Raw genomic sequence first — 25,510 nt, forward strand, 5'->3', positions numbered from 1 at the left:
CCTCACCGGCTCACCAGCTGCTTGTGATAGAACGTGGTGCCGCACAATGCGCCGTCCGGCATCAGCGCGTAATTCGGCACGCCGCCCACACGCTCCCAACCGGCGCGCGCATAGAGCCGTTCGGCCGCACCGCCCGTTACGGTGTCGAGCACGAGCACCGATTTTCCGGCTTGCCTTGCCGCCTCGTCGATCGCGAGCATGAGGCGCAGCCCGATACCTTGTCCGCGCGCGGCGCGGTGCACCAGCACCTTGGCGACATCGGCGCGATGCGGCTGGTTTTCCGGCTGCGCCGTCACGAGTTGCGCCGTACCCACGATGCGCTGCTGTGCGTCTTCGGCCGCGAGCAGAATGCGGCCGCCTCGCGCCACGTCTTGCGCCACCCCGTGCCAGAACGCAAGCGCCGTCTCGCGCGCAATCGGCAGCATGAAGCTCACCGAGGCGCCGCCCTCCACGCAGTCGATGAGTACGTCCGCAAGCGCGGGTGCGCAGGCTTGCGCCTGTTCGGCGGTGAGGCGGCGTACCTCGATGGCTTCGCTCATGGGATTGTGAACCCGGTCAGTTAGTGGTCCTGCAGAGCGCGACGACGTAGCGCGCCGGCGCGTTCGTGGGATTGCGATAGGCAATGGGGCAGTCGAGGCGCATTGCGAGGCAGTCGCCGGTTTCGAGCCGCCACACGCGCTCGCCCACCGTCATCTCCATCACGCCTTCCATCACCCAGACCTGTTGATGAATTTCCGCGTCGTGCAGGCTCGTGTCGTAGGCCACGCGCTGGCCGGGCGGAAAGTGCACTTCCACGAGCTGGATGGGCGACCATACGGGCGGCGAGAGATTGCGCCGCACGTAGCCCGACTCGGGATCGGTCCAGACTGCTTGATCACGGGCCGCGGCGTGCGGGGAAGGGGTCTGGCGCGCATCGTCGCCCGGCGCCTCGAAGAGCGAGGCGAGCGAGACGCCGAGCGCCGTGGCGAGCTTGTCGAGCACGACGGCCGTGGGGCTGCTTTGCCCGCGTTCGATGAGCGAGATATTCGAGCGGCTCACCGAACTGCGCTCGGCCAGCGCTTCGAGCGACCAGCCTCTGGCGTCGCGCAGTTCGCGCAGGCGGCGGGCGATAGTGGTGTGGATATCCATGTCTTCCAGTTTAATGGATTTGTTCGTCTAGTAAACTAGATTATGCAATTCCGTATATAAAAGTTTATGCGCATCAAGTTTGTCGCAGGCATGCGACAGATGATGTCGCCCTGATATTCCGGTTCGCCGACACGCAAACGTTTGCGTCGTTTTGGGCGGTCAAAACCTTGATTTTCGTCAATTGAAGGCCTGCTGCCCGCTGTTAGTTTCCCGCTATCTCATAAAGACATCGCCGTGCGGTTCGGGACGCAACATGCAACACCACACGCTGGACCTGGAAATCGGGCAGCTACTTTCAGGGCCGCCGCTTGCCTGCGGGCCCGACGTGCCGATACGCGAAGCGGCGCGCATGATGAGCGAGCGGCGCTATAGCGCCATCGTCATTACCGAAATGGGGCGACCCGTCGGCATCTGGACCGAGCACGACGCGCTCGCGCTGGGCGAAGACGCCGCCGCGCTCGCGCTGCCCATCCGCCATGCGATGAGCCATCCGGTGCGCGCGCTGCCGGCGAGCACGCGTCTGCGCGACGCCGCTCTGCGCTTCAAGCGCGAGGGCATCCGTCATTGTCTCGTCGTGGATCAGTCGGGCCGCTCGCTCGGCATCGTCACGCAAACCGACCTGGTCATGAACCAGGGGCTCGAGTGCTTTCTGCGGCTGAAGACGGTCGGCTCGGTCAACGCGGCGATGCCGCTCGTGGTCGACGCGCGCATGGCCATGCACGAGGCCATGCAGCGCATGCGTGCGCGGCGTCTGAGCGCGCTCGTCGTGAGCTATCCCGAAGGCGACTTCGGCATCGTCACCGAGCGCGATGTGGTGCGCCTCGCTGCCGACGGCGCGCTCGACGGTACGGTCGGCGCGCGCGCGAGCCGGCCGCTGCGCTCGCTCGCGCATTCGCAAAGCCTCTATGCGGCGCGTCAGTATCTCCTCGAGCACCGCATGCGTCACGTGGGGGTGATCGGCGAAGACGGGCGTCTCGCGGGCCTGCTCGACCTCTCGCATATCCTGCACGACATCGAAGGCGGCTTCGTGCGCGAGTTGCAGATGGCGCTGCGCGAGCGCGACGACGCGCTGCTCGCCTCGCGCGCGAACCTGCGCCTCGCCGACCAGGTGGTGGAGTCGACGCTCGACGGCGTGATGATCACCGACCTCGACGGCACCATCGAGCGCGTGAATCCCGCTTTTACGCGGCTCACGGGCTATACGGAGCACGAGGCGCTGGGGCGCAACGCGAGCCTGCTCAACTCGGGCCGCCAGGGCCCGGCGTTCTACGGCGCGCTCTGGCGCAGCCTGCAGCAGAACGGCCACTGGAAGGGCGAAATCTGGAACCGCCGCAAGGACGGCGCGCTTTACCTGGAATACCTGACGATTTCCAGCATCTGCGACCCGAGCGGCCGCTGCACGCATTACGCCGCGATCTTCGCGGACATCACGCAGCGCCGCGAGACCGAGGAGCGCCTGAGCTACCTCGCGACGCACGACGCCCTGACGGGCCTGCCCAATCGCACGCTCTTCACCGAGCGCCTCACGCTCTCGCTCGCTCGCGCGCGCCGCTCGGGCAAGCGCGTCGCGGTGATGTTCCTCGACCTCGACCGCTTCAAGCTCATCAACGACACGATGGGCCATGGCGTGGGCGACGAGGCGCTCACCGTGATCGCTGCGCGCCTGCGCGAAGCCGTGCGCGAGACCGATACGGTGGCGCGCCTCGGCGGCGACGAGTTCACGCTGCTGATCGAGGATATCGAAGACATTCGCCACGTCGGGCAGATCGCCCAGGGGCTGCTCGCGCGCGTGGGCGCCGCGATGCACATCGGCGAGCAGCTGCTGTTCGTCACGCCGAGCATCGGCATCAGCATGTATCCGGACGACGCGCACGATCCGCGGCAACTGCTCATGCAAGCCGACCGCGCGATGTACGAGGCCAAGGACGCCGGCAAGAACAACTTCCGCTTCTTCGCCACGCCGATGACATCGTCGGCAATGGAGCGCATCGTGCTCGAAAGCGAGCTGCACCATGCGCTCGAGGCGGGCGAACTCGTGCTGCACTATCAACCCGAATTCGAGGTGGCGAGCGGGGCGCTCGTCAATATCGAGGCGCTCGCGCGCTGGCAGCACCCGCGCCGCGGCCTCGTGCCGCCCGACCAGTTCATCCCGATTGCCGAGGAATCCTCATTGATCGTGCCGCTCGGTGCATGGGTGTTGCGTGAGGCCTGCCGGCAGGCGCGCGAGTGGCTGGACGAGGGCTTCGATTTCGGCCGCATCAGCGTGAATCTTTCGGCGCGGCAATGTCTGCACGACGGTTTTCTGCATCAGCTTACGACCATCCTCAGCGAGACCGGCCTGCCAGCCACGCGCCTGCAGCTCGAACTCGTGGAGAGCATGGCGATGACGTCGGGCCGCGGCGGCATCGAGGCGTTGCTGCAGGAGCTCGCCGCGCGCGGCATCAGCCTCGCGATCGACGACTTCGGCACGGGGTATTCGTCGTTCAAGTATCTGCAGTCCTTACCGGTCGACACGCTCAAGGTGGACCGTTCGTTCCTCGCGGACATGGCCGAGCCGGGGCCCGGGATGTCGCCGCGTGTTAAGAAAAGCGCCGCGCGAGACCGCTCGATCGTGCGCGCGATCGTCGCGATGGCGCGCTCGCTCGGCGTCACGGTGGTGGCCGAGGGCGTCGAGACGCCGCGGCAACTCGAGTTTCTGCGCGAGATCGGCTGCGACCGCGCACAAGGTTTCCTGCTTGCGCGTCCCGCGCCGGCTGAATTGATGCCGCGCGCGCTCGAGGCGTGCGTGGCGGGCTGAAGACGGCCTTTGCTTTCCCCCTTTAGCCGAAGTATCCGGAGAATCCCGTGAGCACCAGTGACGAGATGCTGTTGAACTCGATGACCGCGCTAGTGAGCGCGCATGGCAAGGCCATCTCGCGCTTCGGCGCGAGTGTGGTGGTGATGACGAAGTTCGTCGAGGCGGTGCTGCCGCAGCTGTCCACGGCGCAGATCGAACGCACGATCCTCGCGTTTCGCGCGCAGCTTGGCGAAGCGATGGCCGTGGCCGACGACGTGCTGTTGCCAGGTGAATACCGTGCCACGCTGATCGAACAGGCGAACATGCTGCTGGCCCGGCTGGGCAGCGATGCCGTTCCCACCACGTTGAGGCCCTGAAGCGGAAATAAGGCAATGCGTAATCTGACGATTCGAAAAGGGCTGCTGCTCGTGCTCTGCACGTTCGCGGCGATGCTGGTGGTGGGCGCAGCGGTCGGTGTCCTGATGATCGGCCGCGCCGACGACTCGGCGCGTTACATCCACGAAGTCGCACGCCAGGACGCGCTCGCGCTCGCCTTGCGCGAGGACGCGGCGCTCGCGCAAACGGCGCTGGCGCGTGCTTATCAGGCCGAGATGGAGAAAGGCGCCGCCGAAGCACAACAGCACGCGCAGCAGGAAGCACGCGATCTCCTCGAGCAGGCCTCGAAGCACAGCGCCGCGCTGCGCGAGAGCGCCCCGTTCGACCTTGATGCGGCCCAGCAGCGCGACGCCTTGCTCGGCGCGTGGAGCGCGCTTGCGCAGTCGCTGCAGCGCGCGGCCACGGCGCTCGAATCCGGCGACACGGCAACCTATGCCGCGCTGGCCGCTGGAGATGTCGCCAGTGCGAATACGCAGTTCTCGGCCAGCGTGGCCGCACTGCGCGCGAACGCCGATGCCGCCACGCGCGCGACGCTCGACCAGTCCGCGCGCGAGCACAACTGGGTAATGGCGATGGTGGCGGTCGGTCTGCTGGGGGCGCTGGCGCTCGTCGTCGCGACGCATCTGGCGCTGCGCCGCCTCGTCACGGCGCCGCTCAAAGAGGCGGTGGAAGTGCTCAACCAGATCGCCGCGAACGATCTCTCGGTCCATATCGAAGGCGGCGGGCGCAACGAAATCGGCCAGTTGCTCGGCGCGATGCGGCGCATGCAGGGCGGCCTGAGCCATACGGTGCGCAGCGTGCGATCGAGCTGCGATGCGATCAACACGGGCGCACGCGAAATCGCGGCGGGCAATCTCGATCTGTCGAGCCGCACGGAACAGCAGTCTGCGTCGCTCGAGCAGACGGCGTCGAGCATGGAACAGCTGACGTCGAGCGTGCGTCAGAACGCGCAGCATGCGAACGCCGCGAGCGCGCTCGCCACGGGCGCCGCCGATGTCGCGCAGCGCGGCGGACGCGTGGTCGAGCAGGTGATCGACACGATGGAGGAGATCAGCCGCAGCTCGGGCAAGATCGCGGACATCACGGGCATCATCGACGGCATTGCGTTTCAGACCAATATTCTCGCGCTCAACGCGTCGGTCGAGGCCGCGCGCGCGGGCGAGCAGGGGCGCGGCTTCGCCGTCGTCGCGGGCGAGGTGCGCATGCTCGCGCAGCGCAGCGCCGCCGCGGCGCGCGAGATCAAGTCGCTGATCGACGCCTCGGTGCACGACGTGCGCAACGGCCGCTCGCTCGTGGGCGAGGCGGGCGCGACGATGGCCGAGATCGTCGCTTCGGTGGACAAGGTGTCGGGCCTCATGAAGGAGATCGCCTCGGCTACCGTCGAGCAGAGCGCCGGCATCGAGCAGGTCGAGACGGCGGTGAGCCAGATGGATCAGGTCACGCAGCAGAACGCGGCGCTCGTGGAACAGGCGGCGGCTGCCGCCGAGTCGCTCGAGCAGCAGGCGAGCCAGATGGCCGATGCCGTGGCGACGTTCCGCGTGAGCGAGACGGCGGACACGCCGTCGCTGACGCCGCCCGTCACGCCGCCGGCGGTTGCGCACGAGGCAAGCGCGCTGCCTGCGGTGGCATGAGGGGCTAACGCCAGGCCTGCGTGAACTCGCCGATCACGCGTGCGAGATGCGCCTGCATCGCCGCACGCGCGGCGTGGGCGTCGCGCGCCATGATGGCCGAAAAAATGCGCTGATGGTCTTCCTGCGAAGCCGCGCGCAACGCGGGCGTATGGAAGTGCTCCTCGATTTTTTTCCACAGCGGGTCGGCGCGCGAGTTGTCCCACATCGCGCTCACAACGTGCCGCAGCATGTCGTTGCCGGTCGCGCCCGCGATCGCCAGATGGAACTCGCGGTCGGCGGCCTCGTTGGCGGCCTTGTCGTCCATGTTTTCGCGCATCGTGCGCAACGCGGCGAAGAGGCGATCGAGGTCCGCATCCTTGCGTTCGGTCGCGGCGAGCGCCGCGATGCCGCTCTCGATCACTTCGCGCGCGCGCAGCGTCTCGATCGGGCCCGGCCCGCGCGGCAGTTCGAAGGCGATGGCGCGCGTCTCCTGCGCGTCGGCCACATAGATGCCCGACCCCACGCGCACCTCGACCACGCCCTGCACTTCGAGCGCGATGATCGCCTCTCTGACCTGCGTGCGGCTCACGCCGAAACGCTCGGCGAGCGTGCGCTCGGAGGGCAGGCGGGTGCGAGGCGCGCCCGGCGCGCGCCCGACGTCGCCTGCCGCGATCAGGTCGTAGATCTGTTTCGCGAGGCCGACGTAGGAGCGGTCGGTTGCGTCCGCATCGGCGGCGCGACCGGTTGGCGTGTGCGAAAGATCGGCCATCCAGGATTCTCGAAAGCGTCGAAGCCGCCGGGAGGCGGCTGAAGTTCGCCAGAATGGTACACCAGTTGCCGCGCCGCCAAGCGTCGAGGCGGCGCGGGTTTCCGCCCGCTTTCAGCACGCGCGGGGTCCAGTGGTAAACCACTATCGCGCGCCGATTGGTATGCCAGTACTGTCAGACGGGGAGGCGTTCACGCATGCCCGACGTTTTGCTTCGAGGGGACGCCTTTGAAGAGGTCATTCCGCTGGTCCGGCGCGTCCGGTCCAGTCCCGCTGCAGCACATCCAGCAAGATTCCCTGCGTCACGCACACGGTGTCGGCCATTCCCGACGAACCCGGTGCGCCGGCAATCAGTAAGTTCTATCCGACAAAAAGGAGACAACATGCTTTCAGGAATCCAGGTGCTTCGAGCGGCGGCGACCGCGGCAATGGTGCTGTGCGCAGGCGCGGCTTTCGCACAGGCATCGATCGTTTCCGGCCCGTCCAGCGACCCAACGTGCATGGTCCCCTGGAAGACCGACACCAAATTCATCAAGTATCCGAAGAAGAGCGGGCCGTATCGCGTCGCGCTCGTGAACGGCTACATCGCCAACACGTGGCGCATCCAGATGATCAAGACGGCCAAGGCCTATACGGCTGAACCGGCCGTCGCCGCCAAGCTCAAGGAGTTCAAGGTCGTCTCGACGGGCGAGGACGTGCCCGCGCAGATCTCGGCCGTCAACAACTTCATCGACGCCGGCTACGACGCGATCATCGTCGACGCGCAGAATCCCGCCTCGTTCGGACCCGCGATCCGCCGCGCGAAGAAAGCCGGCGTCGTGCTGGTCGCGTTCGACAATACGCTCGACAGCGAAGACGCGATCAACGTGGACGTCGACCAGTACGGGCTTGGCGTGCTGTGGGCCAAGTGGCTCGCGACTCATGTGCCCAACGGCGGCAAGGTGCTGGAAGTCCGCGGCGTGGCCGGCACCTCGGTCGACACCGATCGGCACAATGGCTTCACGAAGACCCTCGACGAGACCGGCAAGAAGTGGAACGTCGTGCAGGTCTACGGCAAGTGGGACGACGCGGTCGCGCAGAAGGCCACCGCCGACGCCATCGCCGTGCAGGGCCATTTCGACGCCATTTCGGCGCAGGGCGGCGACACGGGGGTGGTGCGCGCGATGATCGATGCGAAACATCCGTTCGTGCCGTTCGGCGGCGAGACGGAGAATGGCTTTCGCAAGTTCTGCGCGCAGTACGGCGCCCAGGGTCTGAAGTGCACGTCGGCGGGCACCGGTCCCGCGCAGGTGGCCGTGGCGATCAAGACGGCGCTCGCGGCGCTCGATGGACAGACCATTCCCGTGGCGATCAAGCTGCCGCTGGACGTCACCGACGATTCGATGCTGAAGGCGGGCGTCAACTATTTCCCGAACGAGTCGGACAACTTCTTCGTGGGCAACTCGTTTCCCACTTGCGGCATCAACTTCTCCGCTCAGGCAATCATGAAGCAGAGCCAGGGCAACCAGTGACCGCGTGATTGCCGCGTGACGTGACGGGAGGCGAAGCATGCAGCAGGGTGCAGAGCAGCCGTTTTTTCAGATGTCTGCCGTGTCGAAGAGCTACGGCGGCGCCGTGGCGCTGGATCACGCGGAACTCGCGGTGCGAAAGGGCCGCATTCACGCGATTCTCGGCGAGAACGGCGCGGGCAAATCCACGCTGCTCAAGGTGATGTCCGGCGTGGTGCAGCCCGACGAGGGCGTGATGCACCTCGATGGCCGTAAAGTCGCGTTCGCCTCGCCCGCAGAGGCGAACGCGGCGGGCATCGTCTGCGTGTATCAGGAGTTGTCGCTGATCCCCGACCTGAGCGTGGCCGACAACATCTTCGCTTCGAACCCGCCGCGCCGCTTCGGCATGATCGACCGCCGGGCCCAGCGTCGCCAGGCCGAGGAAGCGCTGGCCCGCGCGGGTGCGGCCGACATCAATCCGCTCGCGAAAGTGCGCGACTTGCCGCTGTCGCGCCAGCAGATGGTCGAGCTGGCCAAGGGGCTCGCGCACGAACCGCGCATCCTGATCCTCGACGAGGCCACCTCGGCGCTGACCGCCGCCGACGTGGCGCGCGTGATCGACGTGCTCAAGCGGCTGCGCGAAGAGGGGCTCGCGCTGCTCTTCATTTCGCACCGCATGCACGAGGTGAAGGCGCTCGCGGACGAATGCACGGTGTATCGCAATGGCCGCCATGTGATGAGCTTCGAGGCGGGCACGCGCTCGGATAATGAGGTCATCGAAATGATGATCGGGCGGACGTACCAGCATGTGTTCCCCGACAAACCCGCGGCAAAGGCCGAGCGCCCACCAGTGCTCGCCTGTTACGATCTCGCGTGGAGCGAGACGCTGCAGGGCATCAGTTTTTCACTGCAGCCCGGCGAAATTCTCGGGCTGGGCGGTCTCGACGGGCAAGGGCAGCGCGAACTGCTGCTCGCGCTGTTCGGCGTGCTGCGCGGCTGCGCGGGCAAGATCGAAATCGACGGCAAGACGGTGTCGATCGGCAGCCCGGTTGCCGCGCGCGCCAAGGGAATCGGCATGGCGCTGATCCCGGAGGACCGCAAGACCGAAGGCCTGATGCTGCCGATGTCGGTGCGCGAGAACCTCTCGTTCGCTGCGCTCGATCGCATGTCGACGGCAGGCGTGATCGATCGCACTCGCCAGCAGTCCTATGTTGACCGGATGATGGAGCTTCTCGCGATCAAGTCGCACGGCGTCGATGCGCCCGTGGGCTCGCTGTCGGGCGGCAACCAGCAGAAGGTGGTGATCGCGAAGTGGCTGATGCGCAAGCCGAGAATCCTGCTGCTCAGCGACCCGACGCGCGGCATCGACGTGGGCACCAAGCAGGAGCTTTATCAGCTGCTCAGGCGCCTCGCCGACGAAGGCGCTGCGATCCTGTTCTATTCGACCGACTATGACGAGCTGATCGGCTGCTGCGACCGCGTGCTCGTGCTGTACGAAGGCAGGATCAAGAAGGAGCTCGTCGGGCCGGCGATCACCGAACAGAACCTGATCGCGAGCGCACTGGACCTGCCGGTTGGACAAGTCGGACAGGTTGCGCAGGGTTCGTCTTCCACGGGAGTCGCGCCATGAGCGGGCTGCGTTACTGGTATGCGGAAAATCGCGGGACCGTGTTCGCGTTCGGCCTGTTCGTGCTGATGTTCGCGATTTACCTCGTCAACTATCCGTCGAGTCTGTCGGCGAACGTGTTTCAGACCGCGGCGAACAAGGCGGTGCTGCTCGCGCTCGTCTCGATGGGGCAGGCGCTCGTCGTGCTCACGGCCGGCATCGACCTCTCGATCGGCATGATGCTCGTGCTGACGAATTGCATCGGCTCGTGGATCGTCACGGGCGACGCGCTGCATAGCGCGCTCGGCATCGTCGGCGTGCTCGCGGCGGGCGCGTTGTGCGGCGCGCTCAACGGCGTGATCATCATTTTCGGCCGTCTGCAGCCGATCGTGACGACGATCGCGACGGGCGCCGTGTTTTACGGGCTGGCGCTGCTGCTGCGCCCCGTGCCCGGCGGCACGATCAACGAAGATCTCGCCGACGCCCTGACCGGCAAGGTCGCGGGCGTCGTGCCGGCGAGTCTGCTGATCCTGATCGCAGCCGTGATGATCGTCTGGATTCCTTTCAAACGCTCGGCGGTGGGCCGGGCGGCGTATGCGACCGGCTCGTCCGAACCCGCAGCCTTCCTCTCGGGCATGCCGATCCGCCGCGCCAAGTTCGCGAGCTATACGCTGGCGGGCCTGCTCGCCGCCATTGGCGGCCTGTTTCTGACCTTCTTCACCGACACCGGCGAAGCGAGCCTCGGCAGCGCCAACTCGTACACGCTCTTTTCGATTGCCGCCGTGGTGATCGGCGGCGTGTCGCTGCTCGGCGGCAAGGGCAGCGCGATCGGCGCGATCTTCGGCGCGTTCGCGTTCCGCTCCATCGGCGACCTGCTGTTCGTGTTCAACGTCGACGCGCTCTGGCAGCCGCTATTCCAGGGCGTGATTCTCCTGCTGGCCGTCGCGATTGGCGCATGCGGGCTGTTCAGGGTGCGCAACCGTCTGGAGTGGTTCCAATGAGCGGCGTTTCGGCAAGCACGCGGACCACCTTCGTGTCGCGGCTCACGCGCAGGATCGACAAGCCGATCCTGATTTCGTTCGGGTGCATCGTTGCGCTGCTGCTCGTCGGCGGGATGTTTTCGCGCAACTTCACGTCGCCGGAATACATCCTGCTGCAGCTGAAAGTCGGCGCGTTTCTCGGCATCATCGCCACCGGCTTGATGATGGTGATTCTGCTCGGCCACATCGACCTCTCGTTGCCGTGGACGATCACGGTGGGCGCGATGATGGCCTGTGCCGTCGCCGGGCATGGCGAACTCGGGCAGATTCTCGCGATTCCGGTCGGCATTGGCTGCGGCGTGCTGATCGGCATCGTCAACGGCATTCTCGTCGCACTCCTGCGTATTCCCTCGATGATCGCGACGCTCGCGACCAATGCGGTCGCGCAGGGCATCATGATCGTCTATACGGGCGGCTCGTCGCCGCAGGATTCGGCGCCGCACGTCATGCGCTGGCTTGCCGCGGGCTGGCTCTTGCCGGGCGTGCCGAATGCCGTCGCGCTGTGGGTGGTGATCGGGGCCGCGACGATATTCCTGCTCTCGCGCACGACCTTCGGGCGCACACTGTACGCGATCGGCAACACCGAGCGCGCCGCGTATCTTTCCGGCATCGATACGCGGCTCGTGACCGTGGCCGCGTTCGCCGTGTGCAGCGCCTTCGCCGCGTTCGGCGGCGTGCTGCTCGCGGGCTATGCGTCGAAGGCGGCACAGTCGATGGGCGACGCCTATCTGCTGCCCGCGATCGCGGCGGTGGTGCTGGGCGGCACCTCCATTCTTGGCGGCCGCGGCTCGTACCTCGGCACCGTCGCCGGCGCGATCCTCATCACGCTGCTGCAGTCCATTCTCTCGGTCGCGCAGATGCCGGAGGCGGGGCGCCAGATCATCTACGGCGTGGTGATTGCCGCGATGCTGCTGCTGTACGGGCGCAGCAAGCGGGAAGTGTAGGCTGCGGGGGGGCGAGCCCCCCGCTTCACGCTCAATCGACCCGATCGAACCCGACGGTCACTGCGCAATGCGATAGCGCGGCGCCGGCGTGCTGCTCGACAGTTGCGTCGACATCGCCCGGCGAGCCGTCTCGAACGCGTTCCATTGCTCCACGTCGTGCAGCGAAGGAATCGTCACGGTTTCGCCGCGCTCGAAGCCGGTGAGGGCGGCACTCACCATGTCCTGCGCGGACATCACGATCGCGCTGTCGAGGTGTTCGAGCGGCAGGCCGCCCGTTTCCCAGAACTCCGTGGCCGTGGCGCCGGGCAGCACCGCCTGCACACGAATGCCCCTGGCCGCCAGTTCGTGATGCAGCGACTGGCTGAACGCGAGCACGAAGGCCTTGGTGCCGCCATACACGCCGTTGAGGATCTCGGGCGCGATGCTGACGATGGAGGCGATGTTGATGATCGCGCCCTGGCCGCGCGCGACGAAGCCCGGCACGGCCGCATACGTGAGCCGCGTGAGCGCGGTGACGTTCAGCTCGATCATGCGCGTCATGTAATCGACGTCGCTCTCCACGAGCGGCGTGTGCGTGCCGATGCCCGCGTTGTTCACGAGCAGCGTGAGGCTGGCGTCGTCGCGCAGGCGCGCTTCCACGGCGGCGAGATCGTCACGGTCGTTGAGATCGGCGGCGAGCACTTCCACGTCGCGCCGGGTTTCGCTCGTGATGCGTCCGGCGAGCGCGGCTAGCCGCTCGCGATTGCGCGCGACGAGCACGAGGTCGTAGCCCTGGCGCGCGAGTTCGGCGGCGTACACGGCGCCGATGCCGGACGACGCGCCGGTGACGAGCGCGGTGCCGCGATGGGTTGGCTGGTTCATGATCAGGCTCCTTGGCGTAGCGGCGCAGGTGGTTAGGTAACATGCAAGTGGCGCTGCTGTGAATGCATTCTGGCCGCGATTGACCGTGACGCAAATGACGTATAGGGTCGTGATTCAGGACATGCAGCGACAGGAGCAGGACATGCACCGCATCGGCTACCTTTTGAGCGACGAATTCCAGGTGATGGCGCTCGCGACCCAAAGCGTTTTCGAATACGCGAACATGGCGTCCGGCTCGCCCTTCTACGCGATCGAGAACTATTCGGTGGAGGGCGGCGCGGTGCGCTCGTCGCTCGGCATGCGCGTGGACACGCTGCGCGCACCCGCGCCCGCGCGCAGCCGCGTGGACACCTGGATGGTGGCGGGCGTGAACGACCCGCGTACCGCGGACGCGGCGCCCGCGGTGCTCGCGTTCCTGCGCCGCGCGAGCGGCCGCGCGCGGCGGGTGGCGGGCATCTGCACGGGCGGTTTCGTGCTGGCCGAGGCGGGCCTGCTCGACGGGCGCCGCGCCACCATGCACTGGTACTACGCGCGCGATCTGCAGCAGCGCTTTCCTGAAGTGCGTGTGGAAGACGACCGCATCTATATCGTCGACGGGCCGGTCTGGACGTCGGCGGGCATGACGGCGGGGCTCGATCTCGCGCTCGCCATGGTCGAACGCGACCTCGGCGCGGAGGTGTCGCGCTCGGTGGCGCACAAGCTCGTCATGCATCAGCGGCGCTCGGGCGGCCAGTCGCAGCATTCCGAAATGCTCGCGCTCGCGCCGAAATCGGATCGCATCCAGAACGCGCTCGACTACGCGCGCCGCCACCTGAGCAGCGCGCTCACGGTGGAGCAGCTTGCCGAGGCCGTGCACCTGAGCCCGCGCCAGTTCAGCCGCGTGTTCACGGCGGAAACGGGGCAGTCGCCGGCGCGCGCCGTGGAGGGCCTGCGCCTGGAGGCGGCGCGGCTCATGATCGAGCAGAGCACGCATCCGCTCGACGTCATCGCTCGCGAAACCGGCTTTCGCGACCGGCGGCATATGCGCGAGGCGTTCGTGCGTGGCTTCGGCGTGCCGCCGCAGGCGGTGCGGCGCGAAGTGCGCGCGGGGGCGTAGGCGCGTAGTTTCGACCGCGCGGCTACGACTCGGCTTTTGCGGTGCGTTTGGCCCTGGCGGTCACGGCGCCGAAGTGCGCGCGATATTGCTGCGGCGTGGTGCCCAGCTTGCGCTTGAAGGCCACGCGCAAATGGTCGGCGTCGCGCATGCCGCAGCGAAAGGCCACCGTTTTCAACGGCGCCGTGCTGTTTTCCAGCATCACACGCGCCGCGTCGATGCGTGCGCTCTCGACGAATTCGGTGGGCGTCATGCTGGTGTCGCGCACGAAGATTCTCGCGAAGTTGCGCTTGCTCATTTTCGCAACGCCGGCGAGCACTTCCACGCCCAGATCTTCGTTCAGATGCCCGAGCACATACTGCTGCACCTGGGCAATGGGCGACGTCGCCTCCGCGTAGGGCGTGAGATACGGGCTGAACTGCGACTGGCCGCCCGCGCGCTGCACGAATACCACGAGCCGTCGCGCCACCTTCAGCGCGATTTCCGGGCCGTGATCCTGAGCCAGCAGATACAGCGAGAGATCGATGCCCGCCGTCACGCCCGCCGAGGTATAGAGATTGCCGTCCTGAATGAAGATGCGGTCGAATTCGACGTTCGCGGTCGGGCACATCGCGGCGAGCGCGGCCGCGTCGTTCCAGTGTGTCGTCACCGTGCGCCCGTCGAGCAAGCCCGCGCGCCCCAGCGTCAGCGCGCCGTTGCAGATGGACCCGAAGCGCCGGGCGCGTGCGCTGGCTTCGCGCAGCCACGCGTGCGCCGCATCGGCGAGCGGCTGTTCTACGAGCGAGGGTCCGCCCGCCACGAGCAGCAGATCGTAATGGCCGCGTGCTTCGTCGAAGTGGCGGTCCGCACCAATGCGCACGCCGCTCGAGCAGCGCACGGTGTCGCGTTCCGTTGCGATCAGCTCGAGCTGGTATTGCGCCTCGGGCGGCAGCAGGCGATTGGCCTCCGAGAAGACGTCGGTGGGGCCGAACACGTCGAGTGCCTGGACGCCAGGGAAGACGAGAAGCGCAACGGTCAGCATCGTTTTGGAAGAGGAACGGAGTCAGGGGTCCGAGGCTCGCTAGCGTCGCGCGAGAATGTGCGCGCCCGCGCTGCGCGGCAGCAGCACGCTGTCGACCACGCCCAGCGCCGCGAGCACCGTGATGAACCAGAACGCGAGATGGAAGTCGGCGGCGCCCGCAGTGCCCGCATGGGTGCCGCGCAGCGCCTCGGCAACCGAAAGCGCCAGCGCGCCCACGGCGATCCCCATGCCGGCGTTCATCTGCTGCAGTACGGAGAAGAGCGTCGTCGCGTCGCGCATCTGCGCCTGGGGCACGTCGGCGAAACCGATGGTGTTCAGCGCGGTGAACTGCATCGAGCGCACGAGGCCGCTGAAAAACAGCAATGCGGCCACGACGACACGCGGCGTATCGGCCCCGAGCAGCGTGAAGCCCGCGAAGCCGAGTGCGACCAGCGTGCCGTTGCCGATCAGCACGGTGCGAAAGCCGAAGCGGTTCATGACCCACGTGGTGCCCGGCTTCATGCACAGGTTGCCGGCGAACAGCCACAGCAGCAGCGCGCCCGAAGCCACGGCGCTCCACCCGAACGCCACCTGGAACATGAGCGGCAGCAGAAACGGCGCGGTGCCGATGGCCGTGCGAAACAGCGAGCCGCCGAACACGGTCACGCGAAAGGTGTTGATCTTCACGGGCGCGAGATCGAACAGCGGATGCGGCACGCGCCGCAGTTGCACGACGGCCGCCGCCAACAGCGCGATGCCCGCCACGCACGTGCCGATCGACACGGGCGCGGTGACGTCGGAGCGGCTCGCCATCTCGATGCCGCTCATGACGAACGCGAAGCCGAGGCCGCTCAGCACGAAGCCGAAGGTATCGAAGCGGCGCGGTTGCGTGTGCTCGTCGCGCAGGAGCAGCAGGGCGGCCACGAGCGCGGCCACGCCGAGCGGCAGGTTGAGCAGGAAGATCCAGTGCCAGCTCCAGTGCGTGCTGATCCAGCCGCCGAGCGGCGGCCCGAGAATCGGCGCGACCAGCGCGGGCCAGGTCAGGATCGCGATGGCGCGCACGATCTCGTGCTTCGGCGTGTCGCGCAGCACGACGAGCCGGCCCACCGGCACCATCATCGCGCCGCCCAGCCCCTGCAGCACGCGCGCGGCGGTGAAGGCGAACAGGCCCGAACTCAGCGCGCACAGCAGCGAGGCCACGCTGAATACGGTGATGGCCGTGGCGAACACACGCCGCGCGCCGAAGCGCTCGGCGAACCAGCCGCTCACGGGGATGAACATGGTCAGCGCGACGAGATACGCGGAGACGCCGATCGAGAGATACGCGGGCGCCGTGTGAAAGTCGCGCGCGATGATGGGCAGCGAGGTGGTAATGACGGTGGCGTCGAGGTTCTCCATGAAGAACGTTGCGGCCACAAGGAATGCGACGGCGGTGCGGCGATCGAGGGCGTGCGGCATCAGGCGTGTTCCAGGATTTTCCGGGCGTGCTTCTTCGTCGGCCGCCGGATTCGGCGCTCAGTGTCCCTCATTCTACTGAAGTTGGGCCCGCTTCCGCTGGCACGGTCCCTGCATGATCTGGCGGGACCATGCGATATCCATCGCGAAGGGAGGTCGATACGATGAGCAACCAGTCCGACGAGTCCGAACATACCGATAAGCCCGACGATGCGCCGGAACCGCGCGGCACGGATCTGCCCAAGCCAATTGGGGACGCTGTGCCCGCACCGACCGAGCCCGGTCTCGACCAGCCGTTGCCGCCGAAGACTTTGCCAACCGAGGAGGCGGGCGAGGACCCGGGCGAGAAAGATCGAGCGCCGCGCAACGATATTTCCAGGCCGCTGGGCGACGCGGTGCCCACACCGGTCGAGCCGGGCCTCGACCAGCCTCTGCCGCCTAAAAAGCACTAGCGAAACAAACGGCGGTTTGGCTACGCCTTGAGCGCATTGCGCGACTTCGCCCCGAGCAGCGGCAAGTCGCGGATTCTCACACCGGTCGCGTCGGCAATCGCGTTGGCGAGCGCCGCCGCGGCCGGTCCTTGCGCCGCTTCGCCCACGCCGAGGAACGGCAGGCCAGGGCGGTCGATCAGCAACACCTCCACGCGCTTCGGTACCGATGCGAAGCGCATGATCGGGTAAGTGCTCCAGTCGAAGCTCGTAATCCGTTCACGGTCGAACTGCGTTTCCTCAAAGAGCGTCCAGCTCGTGGACTGCAGGATGCCGCCTTCGACCTGGTTGCGCACGCCATCCGGATTGACGATCTGGCCGCAGTCGATGGCTGCGACCACGCGGTCGATGTGCACCTCGCCGGTATCGCGCACGACGGTCACGTCCATCGCAATGGCCAGGTAGGCCATCAGGTTCTTGTATTGGGCGACTGCAAAGCCGGTGCCGGACGCGTGCACGTCCGGGTGCTTCGCGCGTGCGGCATGCGCTTGCCAGCCGGATCGATCGGCCACGGCATGGATGACGGCTTGTGCGCGCGGATCGTCGAGATGCTTGAGGCGGAACGCGACGGGGTCCGCGTGCGCGGCACCCGCAAGCTCGTCGATAAAGCTCTCGATGGCGAACACGTTCATATGCGCGCCGAGCGAGCGCATGGCCGAAACGCGTATCGGCATGTCGGGCAGGAAGTGATGCTGCACGTGCAGGCTCGGCACGCGGTAGAGCGGAATGCTGTTGCGGTCGCCGCCGCCTTCGGGCATGGGAATCGGCTTGGGCGGCGCGGGCGTGAACGGTTGCGCGAGCAGCTGCGCGGGCAACAGACGGCCCGCGTTCTCGATGCGGTTGTTATGGGTGTTGCTCCATAGTTCGTATTGCCAGGCGATGATCGAACCGCCGGCATCGAGCGATGCGCTCGCCTCCACCGTCATCGCGGGACCGAACGGCTCCCACAGGTGTTCCTGCTCGCGCATGAACTGCACGCGCACCGGGCGGCCGGGCAGCTCGCGGGCGATGAGCGCGGCGTCACCGGCGGCGTCGTCCGCACCGTTGTGTCCGTAGCAGCCCGAACCTTCCACGTGCACGCAGCGCACCTTCTCGCGCGGCATGCCGAGCATCCCGGCAATGCCGGCGCGCAGCGGGTAGACGCCTTGCGTGTGTGTCCATACCGTCATGACGCCGTTGTCGAGGTGCGCGAGCGCGCACGACGGCCCGATCGATCCGTGCGTCAAATAGGGCTTCGTATAGCGGGCTTTCAACGTCGCCGCCGGCTGGCTTGCGCTCGCGCCCTGATCCGCCACGACGATTTCCTGTGCCGGCAGTTTCATGAGAAACGCGTGAATGCTGGCCGGATCGGGCAGTGGCGGGCCGGGCTGCCATTGCGCTGCGAGCGCGAGTTCGCGCATCGCGACGATGGCGCGCCATTCGTCGTCGGCGACCACGGCGAGGTAATCGCCGTTGCGCACGACCTTGACGACGCCAGGTAGCGCCGCCACGCGCGCGCTATCGACGGAAACGAGCCGCGCGCCATAGGAAGGCGGCCGCACGACGCGCGCATGCAGCATGCCGGCGGGCCGCAGGTCCTGAACATAGCTCGCGCCGCCCGTGACCTTGCCCGGAATATCCACGCGCGGCAGCGTGTGCCCGATCACGCCGTAGTGTGCGGGCGGCTTTGTCGCGGCGTTGGACTGCGCGTCTTGATGCAGGTTCGCGTGCTGCACCGCTTCGCCATAGCTCACGCGCCTTCCGTCGGCGGCGACGATTGCGCCGTCGCGCGTGCTGAGCGCGGCGGCATCGATGCCCAACTGCGCCGCTGCGCTATCGACGAGCAGCGTGCGCACCTGGGCCGCCGCGTTGAGGATCGCCGTGCCGCTGTCCGCCATCGTGTGGCTGCCCGCCGTGTAGCCCTCGTTTGGCGTGGTGGCCGTATCGGCGGTGACCAGTTCGATCGCCTGAGGCGCGAGGTCGAGTTCTTCGGCGGCGAGTTGCAGGAGCGCCGTGCGAACGCCGGTGCCCAGTTCCACCTTGCCCGTGAACACGCTCACGTGGCCGTCGGGTCCGACCTTGATCCACGCGTCGAGCGATGGCGTGGTCTTGAGGCTGCCGGGCAGCTTCGGGGCGCTCGCGTGGAAAGTGCCCGCTTCGGTGGTGGTTTGCGCGAGCGCGGCCATGCCCGGCACGATGGCGAAGCTCACCATCAGCGAGCCGCCCACGAGGAAACGGCGGCGCGCGACATCGTCGGGGCCGCCAGGGTCGAACGCAGGGGATGGGCGGGCGCGGCTCATGATTGCGTGCCCGCAGCCACTTGCCGGATCGCCGCGAGAATGCGCATATGCGTGCCGCAGCGGCACAGATTCGGCTGCATATAACGGCGAATCTCGTCGTCGGTGGCGTGCGGCGTGCGCTCCAGGAGGGTTTGCGCACGCATGATCATGCCCGCGATGCAGTAGCCGCATTGCGCGGCCTGCTGGTCGATAAAGGCCTGTTGCAGCGGCCCCGGATGATCCGCGCTGCCGAGTCCTTCGACGGTGCGCACGGGCCGCTCGCCCACGGCCACGACCGGCAGCAGGCACGAGAACACCGGCTCGCCGCCCACGCTCACCGTGCACGCGCCGCATTGGCCGAGCCCGCAGCCGAACTTCGCGCCATTGAGCCGCAACTGGTTGCGCAGCACATAGAGCAGCGGCGTGGACGGATCGGCATCGACGGTATGGCTGACGCCGTTGACGTTGAGCGTAATCATCGTGATGGGCTTTCCTTGCGTAGACGCGCCACGGCCTGAGCATCGAGCGCGGACCAGGGGGCAAGCGCGCTGAAGCGCGCGCGCGTGTAGTTGGCAAGCTCCGCGATCTGCGTGTCCGTGAAGGTGCCGGCGAACGGTGGCATGAAAGACCCGGCTTCGCTCTCGTGCCAGGCGATGCCGTCGAGCAGGATGCGCACCATGTTGCGCGGGCTGTCGGCGTTGACGGCGGTGGAGAGCGACAGCGACGGACGATAGCCGTCGGTCGACATCGCCGCGCCTTCAGCATGGCACGACGCGCAGGCCGCGGCAAACAGGGTAGCGCCGTTGGCGGGCGCGGTCGAGACATGGACGCTGGCGGCGGCAGGCGGCGCAGCGGCATTCGGGCTGGACTGCAGTGTCATCAGATAGGCGGCGATGGCGTCGATGTCTTCGGGAGCGGCGTCGGCGAGCGAGCGCGTCACCGTACGCATCGGGCCGGCCGCCGCGCCGTGCTCGCTGGCGTAGCCCGTACGCAGATAGTTCGTCAGTTGTGCTTGCGTCCAGGGCCTTGGGCGTGCCGTGAGGTCGGTCAGCGCAGGCGCGTCCCAACCCTCGAGGGTGCCGCCTTGCAACGCATGGTCGCGGCGCTCGGCGCCGAGATGGTTGAGCGGCGTGTGGCACGCGCCGCAATGACCGAGGCTCTCGACGAGATAGCGGCCGCGCGCGACCTGCTGCGCTTGTGCGTCCGTCGACGTGGCGGAAGCGGTAGACGCCGCAGACGCAGGCGGCAGATAGAGCTGATTCCAGACAGCCATGAGCGGCCGCAACCCCAGCGGAAACATCAGCGCATTGTGCGGCGCTGGCGCGTTGACGCTCGCGCGGCTCATCAGCCATGCATAGAGCGCGGCGATATCGGCGTCGCTCATCTGCGCGAAGTGCGGATACGGAAACGCGGGATAGAGCAGATGCCCGTCACGCGACACGCCGCGCCGCATCGCGCGCGTGAACGCGTCGAGCGACCAGTCGCCGATGCCGGTGTCCTTGTCCGGGGTGATGTTGGTCGAGTAGATCACGCCGAAGGGCGTTTGCAACGGCAGGCCGCCCGCGAGCGGTTGACCTTGAGTCGCGGTATGACACGTGATGCAGTTGCCGATGGCCGCGAGCTTCGCGCCGCGCGTGATCGCCGCGGCGTCGCCCGCCGGCGGCGAGGGCGCGGCCACGGGTGCGAGCCCGCGCTCCCAGGCACGCGCAACGTGGCCGCCATAGGCGGCAGCGAGCGCAACAAGGACCACGGCCACGCTCGCGATCCGTACCCGCCTGCCTTTCATCGAGCCTCCAGAGCCGAGAGGGCCATCGCTCCACATGGCGATCGGCATGCGCGGTTCGATCGCGAGCAAATGACGTGCCCGGTCTGCGGGTTGTTCGCTGTATTACGATGCTGGGCAAATCGATACGGAGATGACGAGATGAACGAGCTTCGGGGCCTGCAGTGTTTCGTGACACTCGCCGAGGAACTGAACTTCAGCCGCGCCGCGGAGCGTCTGCACATTGCGCAGCCGGCCTTGAGCCAGCAGATCCGCGCCCTCGAGGACCGGGTGGGCACGCAACTGATCGATCGCACGCGCCGCCCGCTGCGCCTGACGGAAGCGGGCCAGTACCTCGCCACCGAAGCGCGGCAGATTCTCGGCTCGCTCGCCGAAGTGACGCACGGCGCGCTGGAGATCGGCGTGGGCCGGCGCGGCTGGCTCAGTGTCGGCTTCACGCGCTCGTCGATGTACAGCGTCCTGCCGCCTGCGCTCAAGGCGTTTCATCAGGCGTATCCGCAGGTCGAACTCAAGCTGTTCGAAATGCTGACCGACGAGCAGACCGACGCGCTGCGCGACATGCGCATCCATGTCGGCATCGGGCGGCAGCCGCTCGCCGTGCCCGGTTACACGACCTTGCCGCTGCTGCGCGAGCGGCTCGTGGTATTGATGGCGTCGGATCACCCGCTCGCCAAGCGAAAGAAGGTGCGCATCGACGAACTCGCCGATACACCGCTGATCCTCTACCCGAAGCATCAAAACGCGCAGTTCAAGCGCACGGTTCAGGCGCTCTACCGCGACGCTGGCGTGACGCCCCTCGTCGCGCATCAGGCCTATGAGATCCAGACCGCCATCGCGCTCGTGGCGGCAGGGCTCGGCGTGACCGTGGTGGGCGAGTCGGTGGCGCGCCATGGCCGCGCCGACGTCGTGGCGCGCCACCTCGATGGCCCCGGCGCTTCACAGCGCACCGTGCTGGCCGCGACGTTCCGCAGCGACGACGCCTCGCCGCATCTGCGCGCGTTTCTCGAATGCCTGCCGCCGCCGCTCGCCAGCACACTATAAGCGCACGCTTATAGAAGCATAAGTATCGCGTCTTGGACTCGACGCCCCCCGCTTCTTATTATCGAAACTCAGGTGCCCTGTCTCGCGGGGTGCCGCCGGCAACGCTCATCGCTGCCGGCCGATAACTATGCAGCGACGGCACCGCCCGTCGCCATGAAGCGGAGACAGCATGAGTCACTTCGATGAAGCAGCAACCATGCGAAAGGTTTACAAGCGGCTCGTGCCGCTCCTTTTTTGCATGATGTTTTTCAATTATCTGGACCGTATCAATATCGGGTTCGCCGCACTCGACATGAACTCGGACATGGGCTTCGACCCGGCCGTGTTCGGCTTTGCGGGCAGTATTTTCTTTGTCGGCTACATGCTGCTGGAAGTGCCCAGCAACCTGTTGTTGCACCGCGTCGGAGCGCGCCGCTGGATCGCGCGCATTCTGCTCACGTGGGGCGCCGTTGCGGCCGCAACGGCCTTCGTGTTCAACGCGTCGAGCTTCTATGTATTGCGCTTTTTGCTGGGCGTGATGGAAGCGGGGTTTCTGCCGGGTATCGCCGTGTATCTGACCTACTGGTTTCCGGAGCGCTACCGCGCCCGCGCCGTGGGCGGGTACATCATCGCGGGGTCGTTCTCGGCCGTGCTGGGCGGCCCGCTCTCGACCGCGGTCATGACTTACGCGAACGGCGCGCTCGGCATGCACGGCTGGCAGTGGATGTTCATTATCGAAGGCGTGCCCGCCATGCTGCTCGGCCTGGTCACGCTGCGCATCATGACCGAGCGCCCCGCTGACGCCGACTGGCTTTCCACGGAAGAGAAGCAATGGCTCGAAGCCACGCTCGCCAGGGAGCGCGAGGCGCTGGGCGGCCATCGGCATTTTCCGCTGCTGAAGGTGGCGAGCGATATTCGCGTCTGGAGCCTCGCGTGTCTGTTCGGCTGCGCGCTGGTGGGCATTTATGGGCTGTTCCTGTGGCTGCCGCAGATCGTGAAAAGCCTGGGTCACCTCAACAACATCGAAGTGGGCTTCCTCTCGGCTGCGCCGCCGCTGCTGGGCGTGCTGGGCACGTACCTCGTGAGCCGCAGCTCGGACCGCACCGGCGACCGCAAGTACCACCTCGCATTCGTCTACGGCATGAGTGCACTGGCGATTGCGGGCAGCGCGTATGCGCCGAATCCGCTGCTTGCGTATGCGCTGCTTTGCGTGACGGGCCTCTTCATCTATGCGGGCAACCCGCTGTTCTGGAGCCTTGCCGCTTCGTTCAGAACCGGTGCGGCGGGCGCGGCGACGATCGCGCTCATCAATACGATCGCGCAGTTCGGCGGCGTGGTGGGGCCGTGGACCATCGGTCTCGTGCGTCACGCCACCGGCAACTTCAAGCTCGCGTTGCTCACTATCGCCGCTTTCCTCGTGGTCGCCACGCTCATCGCCATCGTGATGCGCGTGAAGCCTGCCGGGAGCGGCACCTCGAACCGGGCGCTCGTTGGCCACGACGAAGCGACGGAGAGCTGATCTTAATCTTCCGTACATCTGATGGAATTGCTACATGATCATTGATTGCCACGGTCACTACACCACCTCGCCGCCCCAGCACGAAGCCTGGCGCACGAAACAGATCGCCGCGCTCAAGGACGGCACGCCAGTTCCGCCGCGCCCGTCGATCAGCGACGACGAGATTCGCGCAAGCATCGAAAACGGCCAGCGGCGCATTCAGCGCGAGCGTGGCACGGACCTGACGATCTTTTCCCCGCGCGCTGCGGGCATGGGCCACCACCAGGCAGGCGCGGCGGCGAATGCGCTGTGGTCGGCCGAATGCAACGATCTCGTGCATCGCGTGTGCGCGCTGTTCCCGCAGCATTTCGTGGGTGTTTGCCAGTTGCCTCAGGCACCGGGCGTGACGCCGGAAAACTGCATTCCGGAGCTGCGCCGCTGCGTGGAGGAACTGGGGTTCGTAGGCTGCAACCTCAACCCCGACCCCTCGGGCGGGCACTGGTCGGGGCCGCCGGTCACGGATCGCTCGTGGTATCCGCTTTACGAGGCCATGGTGGAACTCGACGTGCCCGCGATGATCCACGTTTCGTCGTCTTGCAATCCTAACTTTCATGCGACGGGCGCACATTACCTCAACGGCGACACCTCGGTATTCATGCAGCTGCTGCAGGGCGACCTGTTCGCCGACTTCCCGAGCTTGCGCTTCATTATTCCGCACGGCGGCGGCGCGGTTCCGTATCACTGGGGGCGCTATCGCGGTCTGGCGCAGGACATGAAACGGCCGCTCCTGAAGGACTACCTGCTCAAGAACGTGTTCTTCGATACCTGCGTCTACCATCAGCCGGGCTCCAACCTGCTCGCCAAGGTGATTCCGGTGGAGAACATCCTGTTCGCCTCGGAGACGATCGGCGCGGTGCAGGGCATCGACCCGGAAACCGGCCACTACTACGACGACACGCGCCGCTATATCGATGCGATCGAATGGCTCAGCGACGCCGACCGGCAACGCATTTACGAAGGCAACGCGCGTGCGGTGTACAGCCGTCTTTCCGCGCAGATCGAACGACAAACCGCACTGGAAGGGATCACGAAATGAATCAGATTGGCTGGCGTGAACACGAGTCCGCCCCGCAGGCCAGCGCAGCGACGCTCGCTGCGTTGCGCGAACTGCAAGTGTCGCTCCTGAGCGACAACATGGCGCGTTCGAGCGGCATGCTCGGCCTGCGGCCGTTCCACAGGCCCAGGCCGATGGCGGGCACGGCGGTGACGGTGCGTACGCGTCCCGGCGACAATCTCGCCATCCATCGCGCGTTCGACTTCTGCCGGCCGGGCGACGTGCTCGTGATCGACGGCGCGGGCGAAGTGACCCAGGCCCTGATGGGCGACATCATGTCGAGCTACGCGGAAAGTCTCGGCGTGCAGGGGCTCGTGATCGACGGCGCGATCCGCGACGTCGGCGCGATTCGCCAGCGCGACTTTCCGGTGTATGCGCGCGGCGTGACGCACCGCGGGCCCTACAAGAACGGTCCGGGCGAAATCAACGTGCCGGTGACCATCGGCCGGATGGTCGTCAATCCCGGCGACATCATCGTGGGCGACGAGGACGGCTTGCTCGCCATCGCGCCCGCTGATGTGGAGACCGTCATTGCGGGCGCGCGCCGGCAGGGCGAAAAGGAGGCCGCCGCCTTGCAGGCGATCGCCGAAGGGTGCTTCGACCGCGCATGGGTGATGCCGCACATCGAGCGCATGAGAAGCGGCGCCTGATGAACCCAGGCGGCGTCAGGCGTTAAGATGCGCGCTGGAGCCTGTGCTCCCTCGCTCAACCGCAGATCCACTCTTGTTCCATGCCCCGATACCTAGACGCTGCCGCGCTGCGCGAACTCGCCGAACACGCGGAGCAAACCGACCCGCCGCCTTGCACCTGCACGAAAACGCCGCTGGATGGCTGGCAATCGCAGCCGCTCTCGCTCGACGAGCGGCAGCTGGAACAGATCGGCACGCTCGTTAGCGCGGACGAAGCCGAACCGACCTTCGCCGAACATCTGCCGGGAGAGGTGGGCTACTGGTCGGAAAATGCGCCGATCGCGCCCCGGTACTTTCCGTATAACCGTTGCGGCGTGTGGCAATGCACGGTGTGCAGACGCCTTTATCTTCGTTATACGGAAGGCGGCGGCTATTTCGTCGATCAGCGTATTCGCGCGTTGAAAGCGCGTTTGATCGAGGACGTGCCGCTTTGAACTTCTGATTCCGGCGCGCTTATATTCCTGGTGAATCAAACGGAGGTCAGGCTTTTCCCTGGCC

General features: G+C 66.8%; 23 protein-coding genes. 14 read left to right on the top strand and 9 right to left on the bottom strand.

Features of this window, described 5'->3' with window-relative positions; translation table 11 throughout:
- Window positions 1-2: 2 nt before the first annotated feature.
- Window positions 3-539 (bottom strand): N-acetyltransferase family protein, encoded by a 537-nt coding sequence (locus AB4Y42_RS07230; protein ID WP_368691093.1) that lies wholly within the window; start codon window positions 537-539, stop codon window positions 3-5.
- Window positions 540-555: 16 nt separating this feature from the next.
- Window positions 556-1,128, bottom strand: coding sequence for a helix-turn-helix domain-containing protein (locus tag AB4Y42_RS07235; RefSeq protein WP_368693765.1), 573 nt, complete (start codon window positions 1,126-1,128; stop codon window positions 556-558).
- Between the two features lie 253 nt (window positions 1,129-1,381).
- Here AB4Y42_RS07235 and AB4Y42_RS07240 point away from each other — a divergent pair, with 253 nt between their 5' ends.
- The 3 genes from AB4Y42_RS07240 to AB4Y42_RS07250 are packed head-to-tail and all read left to right on the top strand — an operon-like array spanning window position 1,382 to window position 5,931.
- Window positions 1,382-3,925, top strand: a complete 2,544-nt coding sequence (locus tag AB4Y42_RS07240) for an EAL domain-containing protein (protein ID WP_368693766.1) — start codon at window positions 1,382-1,384, stop codon at window positions 3,923-3,925.
- A gap of 47 nt (window positions 3,926-3,972) precedes the next feature.
- Window positions 3,973-4,281, top strand: coding sequence for a hypothetical protein (locus tag AB4Y42_RS07245; RefSeq protein WP_368691090.1), 309 nt, complete (start codon window positions 3,973-3,975; stop codon window positions 4,279-4,281).
- A 15-nt stretch (window positions 4,282-4,296) separates the two neighbouring features.
- Complete coding sequence (locus AB4Y42_RS07250) at window positions 4,297-5,931, top strand: methyl-accepting chemotaxis protein (protein ID WP_368693767.1); 1,635 nt, start codon at window positions 4,297-4,299, stop codon at window positions 5,929-5,931.
- 4 nt (window positions 5,932-5,935) lie between these two features.
- Here the strand turns inward: AB4Y42_RS07250 and AB4Y42_RS07255 are convergent, their stop codons facing one another.
- The gene (locus tag AB4Y42_RS07255; protein WP_368693768.1) at window positions 5,936-6,679 is read right to left on the bottom strand and encodes a FadR/GntR family transcriptional regulator; all 744 of its coding nucleotides are present in this window, start codon (window positions 6,677-6,679) and stop codon (window positions 5,936-5,938) included.
- A 380-nt stretch (window positions 6,680-7,059) separates the two neighbouring features.
- On the opposite strand from AB4Y42_RS07255, the gene AB4Y42_RS07260 reads away from it, so the two are divergent.
- From AB4Y42_RS07260 to AB4Y42_RS07275, 4 genes are read left to right on the top strand one after another with little or no spacing between them, the layout of a single operon-like run.
- Entirely contained in the window at window positions 7,060-8,187 is a 1,128-nt protein-coding gene (locus AB4Y42_RS07260; protein ID WP_368691087.1) for a sugar ABC transporter substrate-binding protein, read from the top strand.
- Window positions 8,188-8,224: 37 nt separating this feature from the next.
- Complete coding sequence (locus AB4Y42_RS07265; protein WP_368693769.1) at window positions 8,225-9,793, top strand: sugar ABC transporter ATP-binding protein; 1,569 nt, start codon at window positions 8,225-8,227, stop codon at window positions 9,791-9,793.
- Complete coding sequence (locus AB4Y42_RS07270) at window positions 9,790-10,770, top strand: ABC transporter permease (RefSeq protein ID WP_368691085.1); 981 nt, start codon at window positions 9,790-9,792, stop codon at window positions 10,768-10,770. Before AB4Y42_RS07265 ends, AB4Y42_RS07270 begins: the two co-directional genes overlap by 4 nt.
- Complete coding sequence (locus AB4Y42_RS07275) at window positions 10,767-11,753, top strand: ABC transporter permease (protein WP_368691084.1); 987 nt, start codon at window positions 10,767-10,769, stop codon at window positions 11,751-11,753. The genes AB4Y42_RS07270 and AB4Y42_RS07275 overlap by 4 nt, the downstream gene beginning before the upstream one ends.
- 57 nt (window positions 11,754-11,810) lie before the next feature.
- Here AB4Y42_RS07275 and AB4Y42_RS07280 read toward each other — a convergent pair whose 3' ends face one another.
- Window positions 11,811-12,614: an SDR family NAD(P)-dependent oxidoreductase gene (locus tag AB4Y42_RS07280; protein ID WP_368693770.1), complete on the bottom strand. Its 804-nt coding sequence runs from the start codon at window positions 12,612-12,614 to the stop codon at window positions 11,811-11,813.
- Window positions 12,615-12,756: 142 nt separating this feature from the next.
- On the opposite strand from AB4Y42_RS07280, the gene AB4Y42_RS07285 reads away from it, so the two are divergent.
- Window positions 12,757-13,710 (top strand): GlxA family transcriptional regulator, encoded by a 954-nt coding sequence (locus AB4Y42_RS07285; RefSeq protein ID WP_368693986.1) that lies wholly within the window; start codon window positions 12,757-12,759, stop codon window positions 13,708-13,710.
- 22 nt (window positions 13,711-13,732) lie between these two features.
- Here the strand turns inward: AB4Y42_RS07285 and AB4Y42_RS07290 are convergent, their stop codons facing one another.
- Both AB4Y42_RS07290 and AB4Y42_RS07295 read right to left on the bottom strand, forming a co-directional pair.
- Complete coding sequence (locus AB4Y42_RS07290) at window positions 13,733-14,728, bottom strand: GlxA family transcriptional regulator (RefSeq protein WP_368693771.1); 996 nt, start codon at window positions 14,726-14,728, stop codon at window positions 13,733-13,735.
- Between the two features lie 39 nt (window positions 14,729-14,767).
- The gene (locus AB4Y42_RS07295; RefSeq protein ID WP_368693772.1) at window positions 14,768-16,165 is read right to left on the bottom strand and encodes an MFS transporter; all 1,398 of its coding nucleotides are present in this window, start codon (window positions 16,163-16,165) and stop codon (window positions 14,768-14,770) included.
- A 161-nt stretch (window positions 16,166-16,326) separates the two neighbouring features.
- Here AB4Y42_RS07295 and AB4Y42_RS07300 point away from each other — a divergent pair, with 161 nt between their 5' ends.
- Window positions 16,327-16,614, top strand: coding sequence for a hypothetical protein (locus AB4Y42_RS07300; RefSeq protein ID WP_368693773.1), 288 nt, complete (start codon window positions 16,327-16,329; stop codon window positions 16,612-16,614).
- Window positions 16,615-16,634: 20 nt separating this feature from the next.
- Here the strand turns inward: AB4Y42_RS07300 and AB4Y42_RS07305 are convergent, their stop codons facing one another.
- The 3 genes from AB4Y42_RS07305 to AB4Y42_RS07315 are packed head-to-tail and all read right to left on the bottom strand — an operon-like array spanning window position 16,635 to window position 20,694.
- Window positions 16,635-18,929: a molybdopterin cofactor-binding domain-containing protein gene (locus AB4Y42_RS07305; RefSeq protein ID WP_368693774.1), complete on the bottom strand. Its 2,295-nt coding sequence runs from the start codon at window positions 18,927-18,929 to the stop codon at window positions 16,635-16,637.
- On the bottom strand, window positions 18,926-19,387 hold the full coding sequence (locus AB4Y42_RS07310; RefSeq protein ID WP_368602452.1) for a (2Fe-2S)-binding protein: 462 nt from the start codon (window positions 19,385-19,387) through the stop codon (window positions 18,926-18,928). The genes AB4Y42_RS07305 and AB4Y42_RS07310 overlap by 4 nt, the downstream gene beginning before the upstream one ends.
- Window positions 19,384-20,694 carry a cytochrome c gene (locus tag AB4Y42_RS07315; protein WP_368693775.1) on the bottom strand — a complete coding sequence of 437 codons (1,311 nt, stop codon included), beginning with the start codon at window positions 20,692-20,694 and terminating at the stop codon, window positions 19,384-19,386. The genes AB4Y42_RS07310 and AB4Y42_RS07315 overlap by 4 nt, the downstream gene beginning before the upstream one ends.
- Before the next feature lie 138 nt (window positions 20,695-20,832).
- Here AB4Y42_RS07315 and AB4Y42_RS07320 point away from each other — a divergent pair, with 138 nt between their 5' ends.
- From AB4Y42_RS07320 to AB4Y42_RS07340, 5 genes are all read left to right on the top strand, one after another.
- Entirely contained in the window at window positions 20,833-21,732 is a 900-nt protein-coding gene (locus AB4Y42_RS07320) for a LysR family transcriptional regulator (RefSeq protein ID WP_368691077.1), read from the top strand.
- A gap of 169 nt (window positions 21,733-21,901) precedes the next feature.
- Window positions 21,902-23,230 (top strand): MFS transporter, encoded by a 1,329-nt coding sequence (locus AB4Y42_RS07325; RefSeq protein ID WP_368693776.1) that lies wholly within the window; start codon window positions 21,902-21,904, stop codon window positions 23,228-23,230.
- Between the two features lie 34 nt (window positions 23,231-23,264).
- On the top strand, window positions 23,265-24,305 hold the full coding sequence (locus AB4Y42_RS07330) for an amidohydrolase family protein (RefSeq protein WP_368693777.1): 1,041 nt from the start codon (window positions 23,265-23,267) through the stop codon (window positions 24,303-24,305).
- Window positions 24,302-24,973 carry an RraA family protein gene (locus tag AB4Y42_RS07335; RefSeq protein ID WP_368691074.1) on the top strand — a complete coding sequence of 224 codons (672 nt, stop codon included), beginning with the start codon at window positions 24,302-24,304 and terminating at the stop codon, window positions 24,971-24,973. The genes AB4Y42_RS07330 and AB4Y42_RS07335 overlap by 4 nt, the downstream gene beginning before the upstream one ends.
- 80 nt (window positions 24,974-25,053) lie before the next feature.
- Window positions 25,054-25,446, top strand: coding sequence for a hypothetical protein (locus tag AB4Y42_RS07340; protein ID WP_368691073.1), 393 nt, complete (start codon window positions 25,054-25,056; stop codon window positions 25,444-25,446).
- Window positions 25,447-25,510: the final 64 nt, after the last annotated feature.

This window comes from Paraburkholderia sp. EG286B, from assembly GCF_040965655.1.
Lineage (GTDB): Bacteria > Pseudomonadota > Gammaproteobacteria > Burkholderiales > Burkholderiaceae > Paraburkholderia.